This window comes from Pseudonocardia sp. (assembly GCF_035305885.1).
In the GTDB taxonomy this organism is placed as follows: Bacteria; Actinomycetota; Actinomycetes; order Mycobacteriales; family Pseudonocardiaceae; genus Pseudonocardia.
Genome location: NZ_DATGOP010000140.1, coordinates 25,816 through 41,615 on the forward strand (window position 1 = coordinate 25,816; position 15,800 = coordinate 41,615).

The window sequence follows — 15,800 nt, forward strand, 5'->3', positions numbered from 1 at the left end:
GAGTCGTTCAAGGAACTGGTCCAGGGTGGGCCCGGTGCCAACGAGGTCGGACCTGGAGCAGGCCCTGCGCGGGGTCGCGCTCCGGGTGACGCGGCCCCGGTTGGCGGTGCTGGCGGCGGTGCACGAACACCCGCACTCGGACACGAGTTCGCTCATCGGGTTGGTGCGCGCCGACCTCGGTGAGGTGTCCCACCAAGCGGTGTACGACGTGCTGCGCGCCCTGACCGCCGCGGGCCTCGTGCGGTGCATCGAGCCGCCCGGATCCGTGGCCCGGTACGAGGCGAGGGTGGGCGACAACCACCACCACGTCCTGTGCCGGTCCTGCGGAGCCATCGCCGACGTGGACTGCGCGACCGGCGACGCCCCGTGCCTCACCCCGTCCGACCACCACGGCTTCGCGATCGACGAGGCCGAGGTCATCTACCGGGGGCGGTGCCCGGCGTGCTCGGCGGCCCGAGAAGGAACGGCGAAGCAGGACAAGGAGCGGACGTGACCGACAGCATCAGCGAGTCCGAGAACCCGGCGATCCCCTCGCCGACGCCCGAGGTGAGCCGGCCGCGGACCACCCGGGACTGGTGGCCCAACCAGGTGGACCTGACGGTCCTGAACAAGCACTCGCCCCGCTCCAACCCGATGGGGGAGGGGTTCGACTACCCGACGGAGTTCGAGTCGCTCGACGTCGAGGAGCTCAAGCGCGACCTCGTCGAGCTCATGCGCACCTCGCAGGACTGGTGGCCCGCCGACTACGGCCACTACGGGCCGCTGTTCATCCGGATGAGCTGGCACTCCGCGGGCACCTACCGCATCCACGACGGCCGCGGCGGCGGCGGGGAAGGCGCGCAGCGCTTCGCGCCGCTCAACAGCTGGCCGGACAACGCGAGCCTGGACAAGGCCCGGCGGCTGCTGTGGCCGATCAAGGAGAAGTACGGCCGCAAGATCTCCTGGGCCGACCTGCTGGTCCTCGCCGGCAACGTGGCCATCGAGGACATGGGCCTTCCGACGTTCGGGTTCGGCTTCGGGCGCGAGGACATCTGGGAGCCCGAGGAGATCTTCTGGGGGCCGGAGGACACCTGGCTCGGCGACGAGCGCTACAGCGGCGAGCGGGAGCTGGCCGAGCCGTTCGGCGCCGTGCAGATGGGCCTCATCTACGTCAACCCGGAGGGCCCCAACGGCAACCCCGACCCGCTCGCGTCGGCCCGCGACATCCGCGACACGTTCGGCCGGATGGCGATGAACGACGAGGAGACCGTCGCGCTCATCGTGGGCGGCCACACGTTCGGCAAGTGCCACGGCGCGGTCGACCCGCAGTACATCGGGCCCGAGCCCGAGGCGTGCCCGGTCGAGCACCAGGGCCTCGGCTGGAAGAACTCGATGGGCACCGGCGCCGGCCCGTACGCGATGACCAGCGGTCTGGAAGGCGCGTGGACCACCGAGCCGACCCGGTGGGACAACGGCTACCTCGACAACCTCTACGGCTACGACTGGGAGCTCACCCGCAGCCCCGCGGGTGCGCAGCAGTGGACACCGAAGAACCCCGAGGCCCAGGGCACGGTGCCGGACGCCCACGACCCGGTGAAGCGGCACGCGCCGATGATGCTGACCTCGGACATCGCGCTGAAGGTCGACCCGATCTACGGGCCGATCACCAAGCGCTTCCACGAGAACCCCGACCAGCTCGCCGACGCGTTCGCCAAGGCCTGGTACAAGCTGCTGCACCGCGACATGGGCCCGATCTCCCGCTACCTCGGCCCCTGGGTGCCCGAGCCCCAACTGTGGCAGGACCCGGTGCCGCCGGTGGACCACGAGCTGGTCGACGAGTCCGACGTCGCCTCGCTCAAGCAGGCCGTGCTCGCCACGGGCGTGCCGGTGCCCCGGCTCGTCGCCACCGCGTGGGCGTCGGCGGCGAGCTTCCGCGGCACCGACAAGCGCGGCGGGGCCAACGGGGCGCGGGTCCGGCTCACCCCGCAGAAGGACTGGGAGGCCAACGAGCCCGAGGAGCTGGCCGCGGTGCTGCAGACCCTCGAGGGGGTCCAGCGCGACTTCAACGCCGCGCAGGCGGGCGGCAAGAAGATCTCGCTCGCCGACCTGATCGTCCTCGCCGGCTGCGCCGGGGTGGAGCAGGCGGCCCGCGACGCCGGGTACGACATCACCGTCCCGTTCACGCCGGGGCGCACCGACGCCTCGCAGGAGCAGACCGACGTCGACACGTTCACCGTCCTGGAGCCGAAGGCCGACGGCTTCCGCAACTACCTGCGGGCGGGGGAGAAGCTCCCGCCGGAGACGCTGCTGGTGGACCGCGCCTACATGCTCAACCTCAGCCCGCCGGAGATGACGGTGCTCGTCGGTGGCATGCGGGCGCTCGGCGCCACCTTCCGGGGCAGCAACGACGGCGTGTTCACCGACCGGCCCGGGGTGCTGACCACCGACTTCTTCCGCAACCTGCTCGACATGCGCACCGAGTGGAAGGTGTCGCAGGCGGAGAACACCTACGAGGGCCGCGACCGGTCGACCGGCGAGCTGCGGTGGACCGCGACGGCAGTCGACCTCGTGTTCGGCTCGAACTCCCAGCTGCGCGCCATCGCCGAGGTCTACGCGTGCCGGGACGCCGGCGAGAAGTTCGCGCGCGACTTCGTGGCCGCGTGGGACAAGGTGATGAACCTCGACCGGTTCGACATCCGCTGACGGTTCCCGGGGCCCCGGGTCGGCGCCGCGTGCGCCGACCCGGGGGCCGCGGCGCACGTAGCCTCGGGGCATGAGCGTCAGCGCCGGACCGCGGCTGCACCTCGACCACACCTTCGCCCGCGAGCTGCCCGGCCTGGCGGTGCCCTGGACCGCGGCGCCCGCCCCGGGCGCCGAGCTGCTCGTCCTCAACACCGACCTGGCCGCCGAGCTCGGCCTCGAACCCGAGGAGCTGCGGGAGCCCGCGGGCGTCGCGCTGCTCGTCGGCACCGGGCTCCCGGACGGGGCGCACCCGGTCGCCCAGGCCTACGCGGGCCACCAGTTCGGCATGTACCAGCCGCGCCTGGGCGACGGGCGGGCGCTGCTGGTCGGTGAGCTCGTCGACCGGGACGGTCGGCGGCGCGACCTGCACCTCAAGGGCTCCGGCGCCACCCCGTTCGCCCGCGGCGGCGACGGGAAGGCGGCGGTCGGCCCGATGCTGCGCGAGTACCTGATGGGCGAGGCGATGCACGCGCTCGGCATCCCCACGAGCCGGGCGCTCGCGGTCGTCGCGACCGGGGAGGAGGTCGTGCGGGAGCGACTCCTGCCCGGCGCGGTCCTCGCGCGGGTGGCGGCGAGCCACCTGCGGGTCGGCACGTTCCAGTACGCGGCGGCGACGCGCGACGTGGAGCTCGTCCGCGCGCTGGCCGACCACGCCATCCGCCGCCACCACCCCGAGGCGGCCGAGGCACCCGAGGTGTACCTCGAGTTCTACCGGCGGGTGGTCGACGCGCAGGCGGCGCTCGTCGCCCGTTGGATGCTCGTGGGCTTCGTGCACGGCGTGATGAACACCGACAACACGACGATCTCCGGCGAGACGATCGACTACGGACCGTGCGCCTTCCTCGACGCCTACGACCCGGCCACCGTCTTCAGCTCCATCGACCACGGTAGCCGCTACGCGTACGCGAACCAGCCCGGGATCGCCCAGTGGAACCTGGCCCGGCTGGGCGACACCCTGCTGCCGCTGATCGACGAGGACCAGGACGCCGCCATCGAGGCGGCCACCGAGGTGGTGGCCTCGTTCGTCGAGCGGTACGAGGGGTACTACGCGCGCGGCATGGCCGCGAAGCTCGGCCTCGCGGAGCCTGACGACCACCTCGTGCGCGATCTGATGGGGCTGCTGGCCGGCCGGCGCGTCGACTTCACGCGGTTCTTCCGCGGGCTGTCGGCGCACCTGCGCGGCACGGACGGGCCCCGGTCGCTGTTCGCCGAGCCGACCGCGTTCGACGCGTGGGCGGCGCGGTGGGAGGCCGCGCTGCCGCCGGACCGGGCGGCGGTGGCGGAGGCGATGGACCGGGTCAACCCCGTCTACATCCCGCGCAACCACGTCGTGGAGGAGGCGCTGGCCGCCGCCACCGAGGGCGACATGGGGCCGTTCCACCGGCTCGTCGAGGTCGTCAGCGACCCCTACCGGGAGCGCCCCGGGCTGGAGCGCTTCGCCGAGCCCGCGCCGGCGGAGTACCGCCACGTCACCTACTGCGGCACCTGAGCGGGCTCAGCAGGACTCGTCCAGCCGGACCACGCCGAAGTCGATCCGGGTCGACGGCGTGATCGTCGCGCCGGGCGGCACGCTCTGGCTGCACACCTTCCAGTTGCGGTCGGCCACCTGCAGCCGGCCCGCGCCGGTCGCGTCGTGCGAGGTGGTGATGAGGATCCCGTAGCCGGTGAGCTCCTGGATGCGGTCCTGCGCCTCCTGCAGCCCGACACCCACGAGGTCGGGCATCACCCAGCTCGTCGCCCGGGTGGCGCTCGGCGGCGCCGCAGGGCCGGTCTCGGGCGCCATCGGCACCGGCGCGGTGTAGGTGATCGTCTCCGGCGGGTTCGGCGCCGGGGGAGGGGGCGGCGGCGGGCCGCCGCAGGCCGCGAGCACGGCGCAGGCCGCGAGCACGGCGCGGACCGGCACTGCGCAGACCGGCACGGCGCGGACCGGCACTGCGCGGACCGGCACTGCGCAGACCGGCACCGGGGCCCGCGGCGGCCTCGCGATCAGCGCGGGTCCTCGAACGTCACCGTCACCTGCTCGTAGCCGAGGGAACGCGCCAGCGTGGTGAGCATGTCGCGGGTGTTCGCCTCGGCCCGGGCGGTGAGGTCGCTCGCCCGCGCGGTCTCCTCGATGCGGCGCGCCGCGAGTTGGTAGAGGTCCTCGTCGTCGACCGGGTTGCCCGCCAGCACGCCCGCGACCCGCTCGACGATGCCGCGCTCGCGGCCGACCACGCGGGTCGCCGCCGGGTCGAGGGTGGCGGACGACAGCCGGGCCCGCGGCAGCGTGAAACTGACCGCGCTGTCGTCGGCGGTCGTGCGCACCCGATCCGGTCCGAGCCCGGACAGGTCGACGAGCGCATCGACCCGCCCGGTGGCGAACAGCGTGGTGCGCTCCCCGCTGATCACCGCCGGGACGTGCGGGGTGTCGTGCTCGATGTCGACGAGCACCTGGAACGAGCCGGTGGCCGCGTGGTACTCGGAGATGTCGCTGAGCGCGGCCATGAGCGGGGCCGGGCCGCGGTCGACGGTCCGCGGGGTGAACGTGTCCGACAGCGCCGGGAACAGCCCCCCGACCTGCGCACCGAGCGGCAGGGCGATCGCCACCGCGGCGATCGCCGCGAAGAGCGCGACGCGCGGCCGGCGGCGCAGCCTGCCGAGCCACGCCCTGGAGTCGGGCCCGAACGGGTGCTGCGCCATGCGGATCTCCCCGGGGTCGAGCGCGTGTCCGCACAGGAGGACACGCCCCGTGACCGGTACGTGTCAAGGGGTGCGGGCGAACACCGCCCGAACACCGGCTCGTTGACACCCGGCTCCCACACGAATTACGTTCGACGAACGAACAGAAGTCGGGGGTCGCATGACGCAGCTCGCCACCCAGCTCGGCGCCCAGCCGACGACAGCCCCGCGCTACGCCCGCCCCGCGGAGTGGCCGGACGTCGACCTCGTCGACACCGACGTGCACATCACGCCCCGCTCGATCCGGGCGCTCTTCCCCTACCTGCCGGCGCGCTGGCGCGACTACATCACCGAGAGCGGCGTCGCGAGCCTCGAGTCCGACCTCTACCCGCCGGGCTCGCCGCTCTCCGCGCTCCCCGGCTCCCGCCCCGCCGACGGCCCGCCCGGCTCCGACCCCGACCTGCTGCGCACCCAGCTGCTCGACCCGTGGCGGACCCGCATCGCGATCACGCACTGCATCTACGGCGTCGACGGCATCCACAACCCCGACTGGGCCGTCGCGATGGCAAGCGCCGTCAACGACTGGCAGCTCGCCGAGTGGCTCTCCGGGGAGCCCCGGCTGCGCGGGTCGATCGTCGTGGCGGCCCAGGACCCGCAGCGGGCGGCGGCCGAGATCGACCGCGTCGGCGAGCGCCCCGAGTTCGTGCAGGTCCTCATGCCGGTGCGGGCCCGCGCCCCGCTGGGCAACCGCGCGTACTGGCCGATCTACGAGGCCGCGGAGCGGCACGGGCTCGCGCTCGGCGTCTACGCCGGCGGCGCGGGTGGCAACCCGATCTCCCCGGTCGGCGCGCCCAGCTACTACCTCGAGGAGTACGTCCTGCTCGCGCAGGTGTTCCAGGCCCAGCTCGTGAGCCTGGTCAGCGAGGGCGTGCTCGTGCGGTTCCCGAACCTCAGGATCGTGCTCATCGAGGGCGGGTTCACCTGGCTGCCGCCGCTGATGTGGCGGTTCGACAAGAACTGGAAGGGCCTGCGCCGGGAGGTCCCCTGGGTCGACCGGCTGCCCTCGGAGAGCATCCGCGAACAGGTCCGGCTCACCGCCCAACCCCTCGACGAACCCGACGACCCGGCGCGGCTGCTGGAGGTCGTCGACCGGCTGGGCAGCGACCGGATGCTCATGTTCGCCACCGACTACCCGCACCACCAGTTCGACGACCCGGCCCGGTCCGCGCCGGTCGGCCTCGCGCCCGAGGCGATGGCTCGGTTCCTCGGCCGCAACGCGCTCGACACCTACCGCCTCGGGGAGTGATCACGTCGATGTCCCGGCCGCGCCCGCCCCTCGTCGACTGCGACATCCACAACGAGCTCGCCCCCGGCGCGCTGCACCCCTACCTGCCGCGGCGCTGGCGCGAGTACGACGAGGCCTACGGCCACCGGGGCGACGGCGGCGCCTCCTACCCGAAGGGCGCCCCACGGGCGGCGCGCACCGACGCGTGGCCGCCGTCGGGCCTGCCCGCGGGCGGCGACCTCGACTTCATGCGAGAGCAGCTGCTCGACGCCTACGACGTCCGTTACGGGATCCTCAACTGCCTGAGCACGGCCAACCGGCAGCGCAACCCGGAGTACGCGGCCGCGCTGTGCCGCGCGCTCAACGAGTGGCAGGTCGAGCAGTGGCTGGAGAAGGAGCCCCGGCTGCGCGCCGGCATCGTCGTCCCGTACGAGGAGCCGGAGCTCGCCGTCGCCGAGATCGACCGCGCCGCCGCCCACCCCGGGTTCGTGCAGGTCCTGCTGCTCGTGCGCACCGACGAGCCGCTCGGCAAGCGCAAGTACTGGCCGATCTACGAGGCCGCGGTCCGCAACGGGCTCCCGGTCGGCGTCCACTTCGGCGGCGGGCGCGCCCACCCGATCACCGGCACCGGGTGGCCGTCGTTCTACATCGAGGACCACACCGCGATGGCCCAGGCCTTCCAGGCCCAGCTGGTCAGCCTGGTCGTCGAAGGGGTCTTCGAACGCCTCCCCGAGCTGAAGGTCGTGCTCATCGAGGGCGGCTTCGGTTGGGTGCCGTCGCTGATGTGGCGGCTGGACAAGCACTGGGCGCGGCTGCGCGGCGAGGTCCCGCACCTGTCCCGCAGGCCGTCGGAGTACGTGCGCGAGCACATCTGGTTCACCACGCAGCCGATCGAGGAGCCACCCGAACCCCGCCACCTGCTCACGGTCTTCGACAACATGGGCGGCACCGACAAGATCCTCTTCTCCACCGACTACCCGCACTGGGACTTCGACGACCCGGACCGCGCGATCAAGGCGAAGCTCGACCCCGAGACGCGGGCGCGGATCTTCGGCGGCAACGCCATGGCGCTCTACGGGCTCGACTGATGGCGGGGCACGTCGTGGGCACGACCGACGAGATCGGTCCCGGCCAGCGCAAGATCGTCGAGATCGAGGGCCGGTCGATCGGGGTGTTCAACGTCGGCGGGCGCTACTACGCGCTGCGCAACGCGTGCCCCCACGCCGGCGCCCGGCTCTGCGACGGCGTCCTCACCGGCCTGGTGACCTCCCGCACCCCGGGTGAGTACACCTACCTGCGCCAGGGCGAGATCCTGCGCTGCCCGTGGCACGGCTGGGAGTTCGACATCGCCACCGGGCGGTCGTGGTTCGACCCCGCCCGCACCCGGGTGCGGGCCTACGAGGCCACCGTCGAGCCCGCCCCGCCCGAGGACGCCGTCCTGACCGAGGCCGGGTACCGGCCCGGGCCCTACAGCGCCGAGCGCTACGAGGTCGAGGTGCGCCGCCAGTACGTCGTCGTCCACGTATGACCGCTGGTTCGGCTCCCTCCGCCGGGACGATCCTGGAGCTCATCCGGCAGACCGGCGGGCTCTCGCGGGCCGAGCTGCTCGAGCGCAGCGGCATGGCCCGCTCGACCCTGTACGCGCGCCTCGAGGAGCTGGCCGCGCTGGGCGTGATCTACGAGGCGGAGCCGCTCGAGGCGGGCCGCGGCAGGCCGTCCCGGCGGATCCGCTTCGACGACCGCGGCCGCGTCGTGCTCGCGGTGGCGATCGGGCAGGCCATCGCCCGGGTGTCGGTCACCGACGTCTCGGGGCGCGAGCTGCGGTCGCGCACCCGCCCGGTGGAGCTGTCCCGGCCCGCCGCTGAGGTCCTCGACCCGCTGCTGGACATCGGGGCGGTGCTGCTCGCCCCCGGCGACGTCCTCGCCGGCGTCGGGGTCGCCGTGCCGGCGCCGGTGGACGTGCGCACGGGCCTGATCCGCGCCGCGACCACGATCGCCGACTGGCCCGCCGACGCCGCGCTGACCGCGGCCGGGCGCCGCTTCGGGGTCCCGGTGGTCGTGGAGAACGACGGGCGCGCCGAGGCGCTGGGGGAGTGCGCTCCCGGGGAGACGATGGTCTACGCCAAGGTCGCCACCGGGATCAGCTGCGGCATCGTCGTCGACGGTCAGGTGGTGGGCGGGGCCCGGGGCGTCGCGGGCGACATCGGGCACATCCTCGTGGACCCGGCGGGCCCGCGGTGCCGCTGCGGCCGCCGCGGGTGCCTCGCCGCCTTCAGCTCGGGGGCGGGCCTGGTGGAGCGCCTCGGGCTGGGTTCGCTCGACGAGCTGGTCGCCGCCGTCGGCGACGGCGCGCCCACCGCGCTCGCCGAGCTGCGGGCCGCCGCGGGCCACCTCGGGCGCGCCCTCGCCGCCATCGTGGCCACCGTCAACCCGGGCCGGCTGCTGCTCGGCGGCGCGGTCGGGCGGCTGCGGCCGATGGTCGACGAGGTGCGCGCCCGCGTGCAGGGCGACGTCGTCGAGCGGGTGGCCGACGGGCTGCGGGTCGAGGCGGGCGCGTGGGGCGAGGCCGCCGCCGCCCGCGGGCTCGCCGACCTGGTGGTGCGCCGCGCCTACTCCCCGGAGGCGATCGACGGGCTGCTGCGGGGGTGAGCCGGCCGCCAGCGGACGGGCAGCCGCCGCGGCTTGCGGAACACGAGGCCGGTCGGCCGGACCGGCTCGTCGAGCCGCAGGTCGGGCAGCTCGACCAGGACGGTGCGGACGGCGATCTGCGTCTCCAGCCGGGCCAGGTCCATCGCGAGGCAGGCGTGGGGGCCGTGGGCGAACGCGAGGTGCCGTGGCGCGCCCGCCCGGCGCAGGTCGAACGCGTCCGGGTCGGGGAACGCCGTCGGGTCGCGGTTGGCGCCCGCGAGCGACACCGTCACCGGGTCGCCGCGCCCGATGGGCGTGCCCGCGAGCTCCACGTCGCGGGTCGCGTAGCGGTCGACGACGGCGGCCGCGGGTTCGAGCCGCAGCGACTCCTCGACGGCGCGCGGCAGCAGGTCGAGGTCCTGATCGAGGTCCTCGCGCACGGCGGCGAGCAGGCCCGGATCGCGCAGCAGGTGCCACAGCGCGTTGAGGATCATGCCCTCGGTCGTCTCGATGCCCCCGAACAGCAGGACGGCGGCGTTGGACACCACCGCCACCTCGCCGAGGCCGCCCGCGGCGGCGTCGGCGAGCACGGAGCCGTCGCGGGCGGTGCCGGCCCGCAGATCTTCGGCGAGCGCCGCGAACGCCGCCGTGGCCTCGGCGGGCACCGCACCACCCGCGGTCACCTCCGACACGGCCGTGACGAACGTCGAGTACCACCGCAGGACCGTCGCCGGGTCGACGGTCAGCCCCAGCGCCTCGGCGACCACGCGCACCGCGAGCGGCCCGGCGACGCTCGCGCGCAGCTCCGCCCGCCCGGCGGGGCGGATCGCGCCCACCAGCTCCGCCGCGAGCTCGGTGATGCGCGTGGTGAAGCGGTCGGCCACCTCGGCGGGTCGGAACGGGCCCGCGAACGGCCGGCGCGCCGCGGCGTGCGCCGGCCCGTCCAGCGAGAGCATGCTCGGCCCGACCACCCGGGCCGTCGAGAAGCGGGGGTCGTCGACGGTGAACGTGCGCGGGTCCCGCAGCACCCGCAGGGCGGCGGCGTGGCTCGTCACCAGCCAGCACCCGAGGTCGGGCACCCACGAGACCGGTTCGGCGGCGCGCAGCCGGGCGAGCGCGGGGTGCGGGTCCGCGGCGAGCTCGGCGCGCGTCACGGTGGCGCCGACGGGGAACGCGCCTGTGTGCTCCATGCCGGGCGGTTCACCTCCGGGGGCGCCGCTTGCCGAACACGGTGACGAACATGTAGTCCTTGCCGGCCGCGTGCGGGGAGAAGAACTCGATGACCTCGTCGTCGTACGAGGTGGAGCCGACCGCGCCGAGCCCCATCGTGTGCGTGCCCAGGTGCAGCTTGCCCGCGTGCAGGGCGCCTTCGAGCTGCGCGAGCCGGTAGCCGCGGTCGCCGTAGCGGGTCAGGAGCGACGGCAGGTGGGCGAGGTGGTAGAGGTTGACGTGGGCATCGCCCGCGTACCGCTGCTGCGCCGCGATGCGGGCGGCCTGCGCGCGGAACGAGCCCTCGCGCAGCAGCTCGACCGCGTTGCGCGCCGGATGGTGCAGGTAGATGCCCGGTGCCAGGCCCTCGACGGCGTGCACGATCAGGTAGAGGTCGGTGAGCGGCGCCCCGGGGGTCAGCACGTCCGATGCCACGCCGCGGGTCGAGCGGTGCAGCAGCGTGGAGAACGCCTCGAAGGGGATCGCCACGTCGGTGTCGTAGTTCCGGGTCGAGCGGCGGCGCAGGATGATCTGCTCGACCACCCGCGGGTCGAGCTGCTCCGTCGGCCGCAGCTCGACCAGCTCGCCCGTCGGCTCGGGGGCGGGCCTGCGCCAGCGGGGCGACCGCCAGGCCGCCGCGTCCTCGCCGGTGCGCAGGCAGGACGCCAGGTGCATGTCGGTGATCGCGTGGAAGACCACCTCGGCGGGCGACAGCCGCCTCGTGGGCAGCTCGACCGGGTCGAGCGCCGGCAGCGCCGGCGGGGTGGGGCCGGTGCGGCCGATGGCGACGAGCGCCACCGCCGACTCGCGTGTCCCGTCGACGCCGAGCAGGTCGTTCACCTGCCCGTCGGCGTAGCCGAGCACCAGCTCGGTGGGCTGGTCCGCCGAGGCCGCGATCGCGAGGATGTGCGAGAGCGACGTGCCGGCGTCCCAGTACGCGTGCCGGTAGGCCCGCTCGCGGTAGCGCCACGCGTTGCGCCAGAAGGTGCTGGTCATGACCAGCACGACCGGCGCCGCCGCGACCGAGGGCGCCTCCCCGGTGGCCTCGACCAGCGCGGCCCGGTGGTCGCCCGCCCGCAGCAGCCGCAGGCTGTGGTCGAGCGCCGAGTAGTGGTAGACGCCCGCGTCGAGGTCGGGCAGGTCGGCGCAGACGAAGTACAGCTCGAGGTGGTACTGCGCGCCGGTACCGCCCGCGGTGCGGTAGTGGTGCACCCGGCCGTCCTGCGTCCGCCACGTGCGCTCCAGCGAGCCGTTGGTGAGCAGGCCGAGGCGGGCCAGCAGGTCCCGGCCCGGCGGGGTTGCCCCGGCGGCCTCGGCACCGGTGCGGGAGAGGGCCTCGAGCGCCGGGATGCCCGTCTCCGGCAGCTCGCGGGTGAGCGCGATCGGCGGCGCGGTCTCGTAGACCTTGTACAGGAAGGGCTTGATGTCCCAGTCCTTCTGCCAGATGGCGGCGGTCCGGGTGGCCGGGTCGCCGATGCCGATGCGCTCGTCGCCCTCGGCGTCGCTCAACGCGTAGTACTTCGTGAGGTCGTGGAAGACCCGCGCCTGGTATGTGTCGTCGGCCATCGCGCCCAGTGTGCCCGCCCGCTCAGCCGTCCTCGCGCAGGTCGAGCCACGCGACCTGCTCCGGGGTGAGCTGCACGGCCGCCGCCTCCGCCGAGGTGCGGGTCTCCTCCACCGAGCGGGGCCCGATCACGGCGAACGTCGGGAACGTCTGGGCGAGCACGTAGGCGAGCGCGACCGCGGTGGGTGCGACCCCCAGCTGCGCGGCCAGCTTGCGCGCCCGCGCGAGCCGCTCGAAGTTGCCGTCGCTGTAGTAGCAGCGGACCAGTTCGGGATCCGAGTGGTCGTCCGGCGCGGCCCGCCCGGTGAAGAACCCGCGTGCCTGCGACGACCACGGGAACAGGGGCGTGCCGGTGCGCTCGAACCACCGCCGGTCCTCGTCGTCGGTGACGTGCCGACAGCCCTCCCACGGCACGTCGAGGGCGCGGGCGAGCCCGAAGTGGTTGCTGACGGCGGCGAAGCCCCGCCTGCCGTGCGCCGCGGCGTAGGCGTTGGCCTCCTCGATCCGCTCGATGCTCCAGTTCGACCCGCCGAAGACGCCGATCCGCCCGGCGACGGCGTGCTCGTCGAGCACGTCCACGAACTCGCCGACCGGCACCTCCGGGTTGTCGCGGTGCAGGAAGTAGATGTCGACCCGGTCGGTCTGCAGGCGCTCGAGGCTCTCGAACAGCTGGCTCGTGACCGACTTCGGGTCGCAGTGCGGCGTGTGCGCCCCCTTGCCGATGACGACGACCTCGTCGCGGACCCCGCGATCGGCGATCCACTGCCCGAGCAGCCGCTCCGGCAGCCCGCCCGCGTAGTGGTGGGCGGTGTCGAACGCGTTGCCCCCGCGCTCGGCGAAGTCGTCGAACATCTCGGCCGCGTGCTCGGCCGTCCGCTGGTTGTCGCAGCCCATGACGAGGCGGGAGATGTCGCGCTCGACGCCGGGGATGCGACCGGTGGGGAGGGGGGTGCGCGGAGCGATCACCGCTCCATCGTCTCGTGCTGGTGGGTTCCGCGGAACCGCTCGCCGCTGTTCCGCGTGCCCGGCCCCGCCGGCCTCCTGGCGGCGCCGCGCAGTGCGCGGGGCCGCGGCGCCTCGGATAGGGCATTCGCGGGCATGCCGCGGACCTGCGTTTCCCCGCGGGCGACGCCAACGGGAGGCGGCTTCACTTCCGGGCTCCGCGGAACCTGCTCTGTGCTCCGATTGCGCAGTCCTGGGTGGGCCTCCTGGTGGCGCCGCGGAGTGTGCGGGGCGCTCCTCACCTGTCGGTGGCGTCTTTCGGCGTCCGCTGCGCGATCGCTTCGCGCCCCTCGACCTGTGAGCCTCTGCGGCCCCTCGGCAGGCCGTTTCCGCGCGGCGCCACCACGAGGCGGTCCCGCTTTCAGGTTCCGCGGAACCCGGTTCGCGCCCCGAAAACTGTCAGACCCGGATGCCATCCTGACCTCACACACCCGGTGAGGAGGAAAACCCGATGTCCGGCGCCGTTGTCCCGTTCCCCACCCCGTTCCACGCCATGAGCGACGGCGAGGTCGAAACCGGGCTGCTCGGCATCGCCGGCCATATCGCCGCCGCCCAGTGCCGGGCATCGCCCGCGCCCTGCACCAGCTGCCGTTGATCACCGAGGCGTCCGCCGCCGGGGAGCTGTCGTACTCGAAGGTGCGGGCCATCACCCGCGTCATCGGCACCGACACCTCCGCCCTGGTGCGGATCGCGGCCCAGCTGGCCGCGGGCACCTCCGGGATCCGGAACGCCACCGTCACCGACCCCGGAACCGCCGAAAAGATCCTCCTCAGCATCGCCCGGCACGGCACCGCCAGTCACCTTGAAACCTTGATCCGGGCCGCGCGGCAGTTGATCGCCCCGCCCGAGGACCTGGCCGCCCGGCGGTCGGTCACGTGGCGGTGGGCCGACGACGGTTGTCTCGAGTTGCGCGTCCGGTTGACCCCCGACCAGGGGGCGACGCTGATCGCGGCGATCGAGGCACAGACCCCGAAGCGCAAGCCGACCGCGCCCGACCCCGAGCCTGTCCCGGCGGACCTGGTCGAGCGGGCCCGTGAGCAGGAACCGGGCCTGGTGGTCGATGGTGTCCCCGCGCGCCGGGCGGATGCGCTGCTCGCGCTGGTCACCGGGCACACCGACGCCGGGACGGTGGTCGAGCGGGGCAACGCCGAGGTGGTCGTGCACGTGGATGCCTCCACCCGCACCGCCCGCCTCGACGGCGGACCGACACTGGCGCCCGCGACCGCGGCGCGGTTGGCGTGTGATGCGAAAGTGCAGCTCCTCCTTGATGACCGGACGGGCAACCGTATGTACCTGGGCCGCTCCCGCCGCCTCGCTTCCGATGCTCAGGTTCGGGCGCTCACGGCGCGGGATGGGCAGCGCTGCCAGTTCCCGGGGTGTCCGCACACCCGGTACCTGAACGCGCACCACATCATCCCGTGGGAGGTGGGCGGGCCGACGGATATCGACAACCTGATCATGATCTGTTCGTTCCACCACAAGGTGGTGCACGAGCACGGCTACGAGATCGATCGCGTGGACGGGAGGTGGGTGTTCCGCCGCCCCGACGGAACACCCGTTCCCGACGCAGCCGAGCCGCTGAGCGGGAAGGCGGAGAGCCTGGTCGAGATGCACGCCCGCGCGAGACTGTGCATCGACCACACCACCATCAGCTCGAAATGGGAGGGCGACTCCCTCGACGTCGACTACGTCCTCAGCCTGCTCCTGCTACCGAAGCGGATCACCCCGGCTGCGTGAACGCGGGTTCCCCGCGGAACCGCGGATGAAGAGCGAGCGCCGTCACGCCCCGTTCGACGCCGCTTCGGGAGCGAGCTTGAACGTGGTGAGCACCGCCGTCGCGCCCGCGTGGTCGCCCAGCGCCCGCAGGTGGTCGGCGAGGGCGCGGGCGTTGGCGATGGTGCCGGGGTGGTCGTCGCCGAGGACCCGCCTGCGCCGGTCGAGGGCGTCCCGGTCGACGTCGCGGGCGCGCGCGAAGTCGCCCAGGGCGTGCAGGTCGGCGGCGAGGTTGTTGGCGGAGTTGAGGGTCTTCGGGTGGTCGTCGCCGAGGATGCGGCGCCTGCGGGCGAGGGTGTCCTCGTCGAGGGCGAGGGCGCGGCGGTGCTCGCCGAGCTCGCGCAGGTCGATCGCGAGGTTGTGGGCGTTGGCGAGGGTGTCGGGGTGGTCGTCGCCGAGGATGCGGCGCCTGCGGTTGAGGGAGTCCTCGTCGAGCTCGCGGGCACGCTGGAACTCGCCGAGCGCGCGCAGGTCGGTGCCGAGGAAATGGGCCGACTCCAGCGTCTGGATGTCGTCGGGGCCGAGGACGCGGCGGCGGGAGAGGAAGGCGAGCTCGTCGAGCTCGCGGGCGCGCCGGAAGTCGCCCAGCGTGCGGTAGTCGCCCGCGAGGGCGGCGGCGGTGGCCGCCGTGCCGAGGTGGTCGTCGCCGAGCGCCCGCCGGCGCCGGGCGAGGGTGTCCTCGTCGAGCCGGCGGGCCTGCTCGAGCTCACCGAGCCCGCGCAGGTCGGCGGCGAGGTTGTTCGCGGTCGCGAGCGTGTGCGGGTGGTCGGGGCCGAGGACGCGCCGACGCCGGGCGAGGGTGTCCTCGTCGAGCTCGCGGGCCTGCTGGTACTGGCCGAGCGCCCCCAGCTCGACGGCGCGGTTGTGCGCGTCGGCGAGGGCGTCGGGGTGGTCGGCGTCGAGCGCGGGGCGACGGTGGAAGGGCCAGGGCACTGGGTCCTCTGCAAGGTCAACGATGAT

General features: G+C 74.0%; 14 protein-coding genes. 8 read left to right on the top strand and 6 right to left on the bottom strand.

Translation table 11 applies throughout. From position 1 onward, the window contains the following. The first annotated feature begins 34 nt into the window (after window positions 1-34). The 3 genes from VKZ81_RS31910 (at window position 35) to VKZ81_RS31920 (ending at window position 4,210) form a co-directional block, all read left to right on the top strand. Complete coding sequence (locus VKZ81_RS31910; RefSeq protein WP_324245470.1) at window positions 35-493, top strand: Fur family transcriptional regulator; 459 nt, start codon at window positions 35-37, stop codon at window positions 491-493. Continuing rightward, entirely contained in the window at window positions 490-2,682 is a 2,193-nt protein-coding gene (gene katG, locus VKZ81_RS31915; RefSeq protein ID WP_324245471.1) for a catalase/peroxidase HPI, read from the top strand. The genes VKZ81_RS31910 and katG overlap by 4 nt, the downstream gene beginning before the upstream one ends. A gap of 70 nt (window positions 2,683-2,752) precedes the next feature. After that, window positions 2,753-4,210 carry a protein adenylyltransferase SelO gene (locus VKZ81_RS31920; RefSeq protein WP_324245472.1) on the top strand — a complete coding sequence of 486 codons (1,458 nt, stop codon included), beginning with the start codon at window positions 2,753-2,755 and terminating at the stop codon, window positions 4,208-4,210. Between the two features lie 6 nt (window positions 4,211-4,216). Here VKZ81_RS31920 and VKZ81_RS31925 read toward each other — a convergent pair whose 3' ends face one another. Next, window positions 4,217-4,639 carry a PASTA domain-containing protein gene (locus VKZ81_RS31925; protein WP_324245473.1) on the bottom strand — a complete coding sequence of 141 codons (423 nt, stop codon included), beginning with the start codon at window positions 4,637-4,639 and terminating at the stop codon, window positions 4,217-4,219. Window positions 4,640-4,707: 68 nt separating this feature from the next. Next, complete coding sequence (locus VKZ81_RS31930; protein ID WP_324245474.1) at window positions 4,708-5,400, bottom strand: DUF4230 domain-containing protein; 693 nt, start codon at window positions 5,398-5,400, stop codon at window positions 4,708-4,710. A 160-nt stretch (window positions 5,401-5,560) separates the two neighbouring features. On the opposite strand from VKZ81_RS31930, the gene VKZ81_RS31935 reads away from it, so the two are divergent. Genes VKZ81_RS31935 through VKZ81_RS31950 form a run of 4 tightly spaced genes read left to right on the top strand, consistent with a single transcriptional unit; the run spans window position 5,561 to window position 9,313 of the window. Continuing rightward, window positions 5,561-6,685 (top strand): amidohydrolase family protein, encoded by a 1,125-nt coding sequence (locus tag VKZ81_RS31935; protein WP_324245475.1) that lies wholly within the window; start codon window positions 5,561-5,563, stop codon window positions 6,683-6,685. Between the two features lie 8 nt (window positions 6,686-6,693). After that, window positions 6,694-7,752: an amidohydrolase family protein gene (locus VKZ81_RS31940; RefSeq protein ID WP_324245476.1), complete on the top strand. Its 1,059-nt coding sequence runs from the start codon at window positions 6,694-6,696 to the stop codon at window positions 7,750-7,752. Next, complete coding sequence (locus VKZ81_RS31945; protein ID WP_324245477.1) at window positions 7,752-8,192, top strand: Rieske (2Fe-2S) protein; 441 nt, start codon at window positions 7,752-7,754, stop codon at window positions 8,190-8,192. The genes VKZ81_RS31940 and VKZ81_RS31945 overlap by 1 nt, the downstream gene beginning before the upstream one ends. After that, window positions 8,189-9,313 (top strand): ROK family transcriptional regulator, encoded by a 1,125-nt coding sequence (locus tag VKZ81_RS31950; protein ID WP_324245478.1) that lies wholly within the window; start codon window positions 8,189-8,191, stop codon window positions 9,311-9,313. Before VKZ81_RS31945 ends, VKZ81_RS31950 begins: the two co-directional genes overlap by 4 nt. Here the strand turns inward: VKZ81_RS31950 and VKZ81_RS31955 are convergent. Genes VKZ81_RS31955 through VKZ81_RS31965 form a run of 3 tightly spaced genes read right to left on the bottom strand, consistent with a single transcriptional unit; the run spans window position 9,274 to window position 13,031 of the window. Further along, the gene (locus VKZ81_RS31955; protein ID WP_324245479.1) at window positions 9,274-10,482 is read right to left on the bottom strand and encodes a cytochrome P450; all 1,209 of its coding nucleotides are present in this window, start codon (window positions 10,480-10,482) and stop codon (window positions 9,274-9,276) included. The two genes, VKZ81_RS31950 and VKZ81_RS31955, sit on opposite strands and share 40 nt — an antisense overlap. Before the next feature lie 10 nt (window positions 10,483-10,492). Further along, entirely contained in the window at window positions 10,493-12,067 is a 1,575-nt protein-coding gene (locus VKZ81_RS31960) for a SagB/ThcOx family dehydrogenase (protein ID WP_324245480.1), read from the bottom strand. A 22-nt stretch (window positions 12,068-12,089) separates the two neighbouring features. Then, window positions 12,090-13,031 carry an aldo/keto reductase gene (locus tag VKZ81_RS31965; RefSeq protein WP_324245481.1) on the bottom strand — a complete coding sequence of 314 codons (942 nt, stop codon included), beginning with the start codon at window positions 13,029-13,031 and terminating at the stop codon, window positions 12,090-12,092. Window positions 13,032-13,622: 591 nt separating this feature from the next. On the opposite strand from VKZ81_RS31965, the gene VKZ81_RS31970 reads away from it, so the two are divergent. After that, on the top strand, window positions 13,623-14,804 hold the full coding sequence (locus VKZ81_RS31970; protein ID WP_324245482.1) for an HNH endonuclease signature motif containing protein: 1,182 nt from the start codon (window positions 13,623-13,625) through the stop codon (window positions 14,802-14,804). Between the two features lie 42 nt (window positions 14,805-14,846). On the opposite strand, the gene VKZ81_RS31975 is transcribed toward VKZ81_RS31970, so the two are convergent. After that, complete coding sequence (locus tag VKZ81_RS31975; RefSeq protein ID WP_324245483.1) at window positions 14,847-15,773, bottom strand: tetratricopeptide repeat protein; 927 nt, start codon at window positions 15,771-15,773, stop codon at window positions 14,847-14,849. Window positions 15,774-15,800 lie beyond the last annotated feature (27 nt).

Bases quoted from the DNA above. Each gene is read 5' to 3' on its own strand.
- VKZ81_RS31920 (WP_324245472.1), top strand. From the start codon at position 2,753: ATGAGCGTCAGCGCCGGACCGCGGCTGCACCTCGACCACACCTTCGCC.
- VKZ81_RS31930 (WP_324245474.1), bottom strand. From the start codon at position 5,400: ATGGCGCAGCACCCGTTCGGGCCCGACTCCAGGGCGTGGCTCGGCAGG.
- VKZ81_RS31935 (WP_324245475.1), top strand. From the start codon at position 5,561: ATGACGCAGCTCGCCACCCAGCTCGGCGCCCAGCCGACGACAGCCCCG.
- VKZ81_RS31940 (WP_324245476.1), top strand. From the start codon at position 6,694: ATGTCCCGGCCGCGCCCGCCCCTCGTCGACTGCGACATCCACAACGAG.
- VKZ81_RS31945 (WP_324245477.1), top strand. From the start codon at position 7,752: ATGGCGGGGCACGTCGTGGGCACGACCGACGAGATCGGTCCCGGCCAG.
- VKZ81_RS31950 (WP_324245478.1), top strand. From the start codon at position 8,189: ATGACCGCTGGTTCGGCTCCCTCCGCCGGGACGATCCTGGAGCTCATC.
- VKZ81_RS31955 (WP_324245479.1), bottom strand. From the start codon at position 10,482: ATGGAGCACACAGGCGCGTTCCCCGTCGGCGCCACCGTGACGCGCGCC.
- VKZ81_RS31960 (WP_324245480.1), bottom strand. From the start codon at position 12,067: ATGGCCGACGACACATACCAGGCGCGGGTCTTCCACGACCTCACGAAG.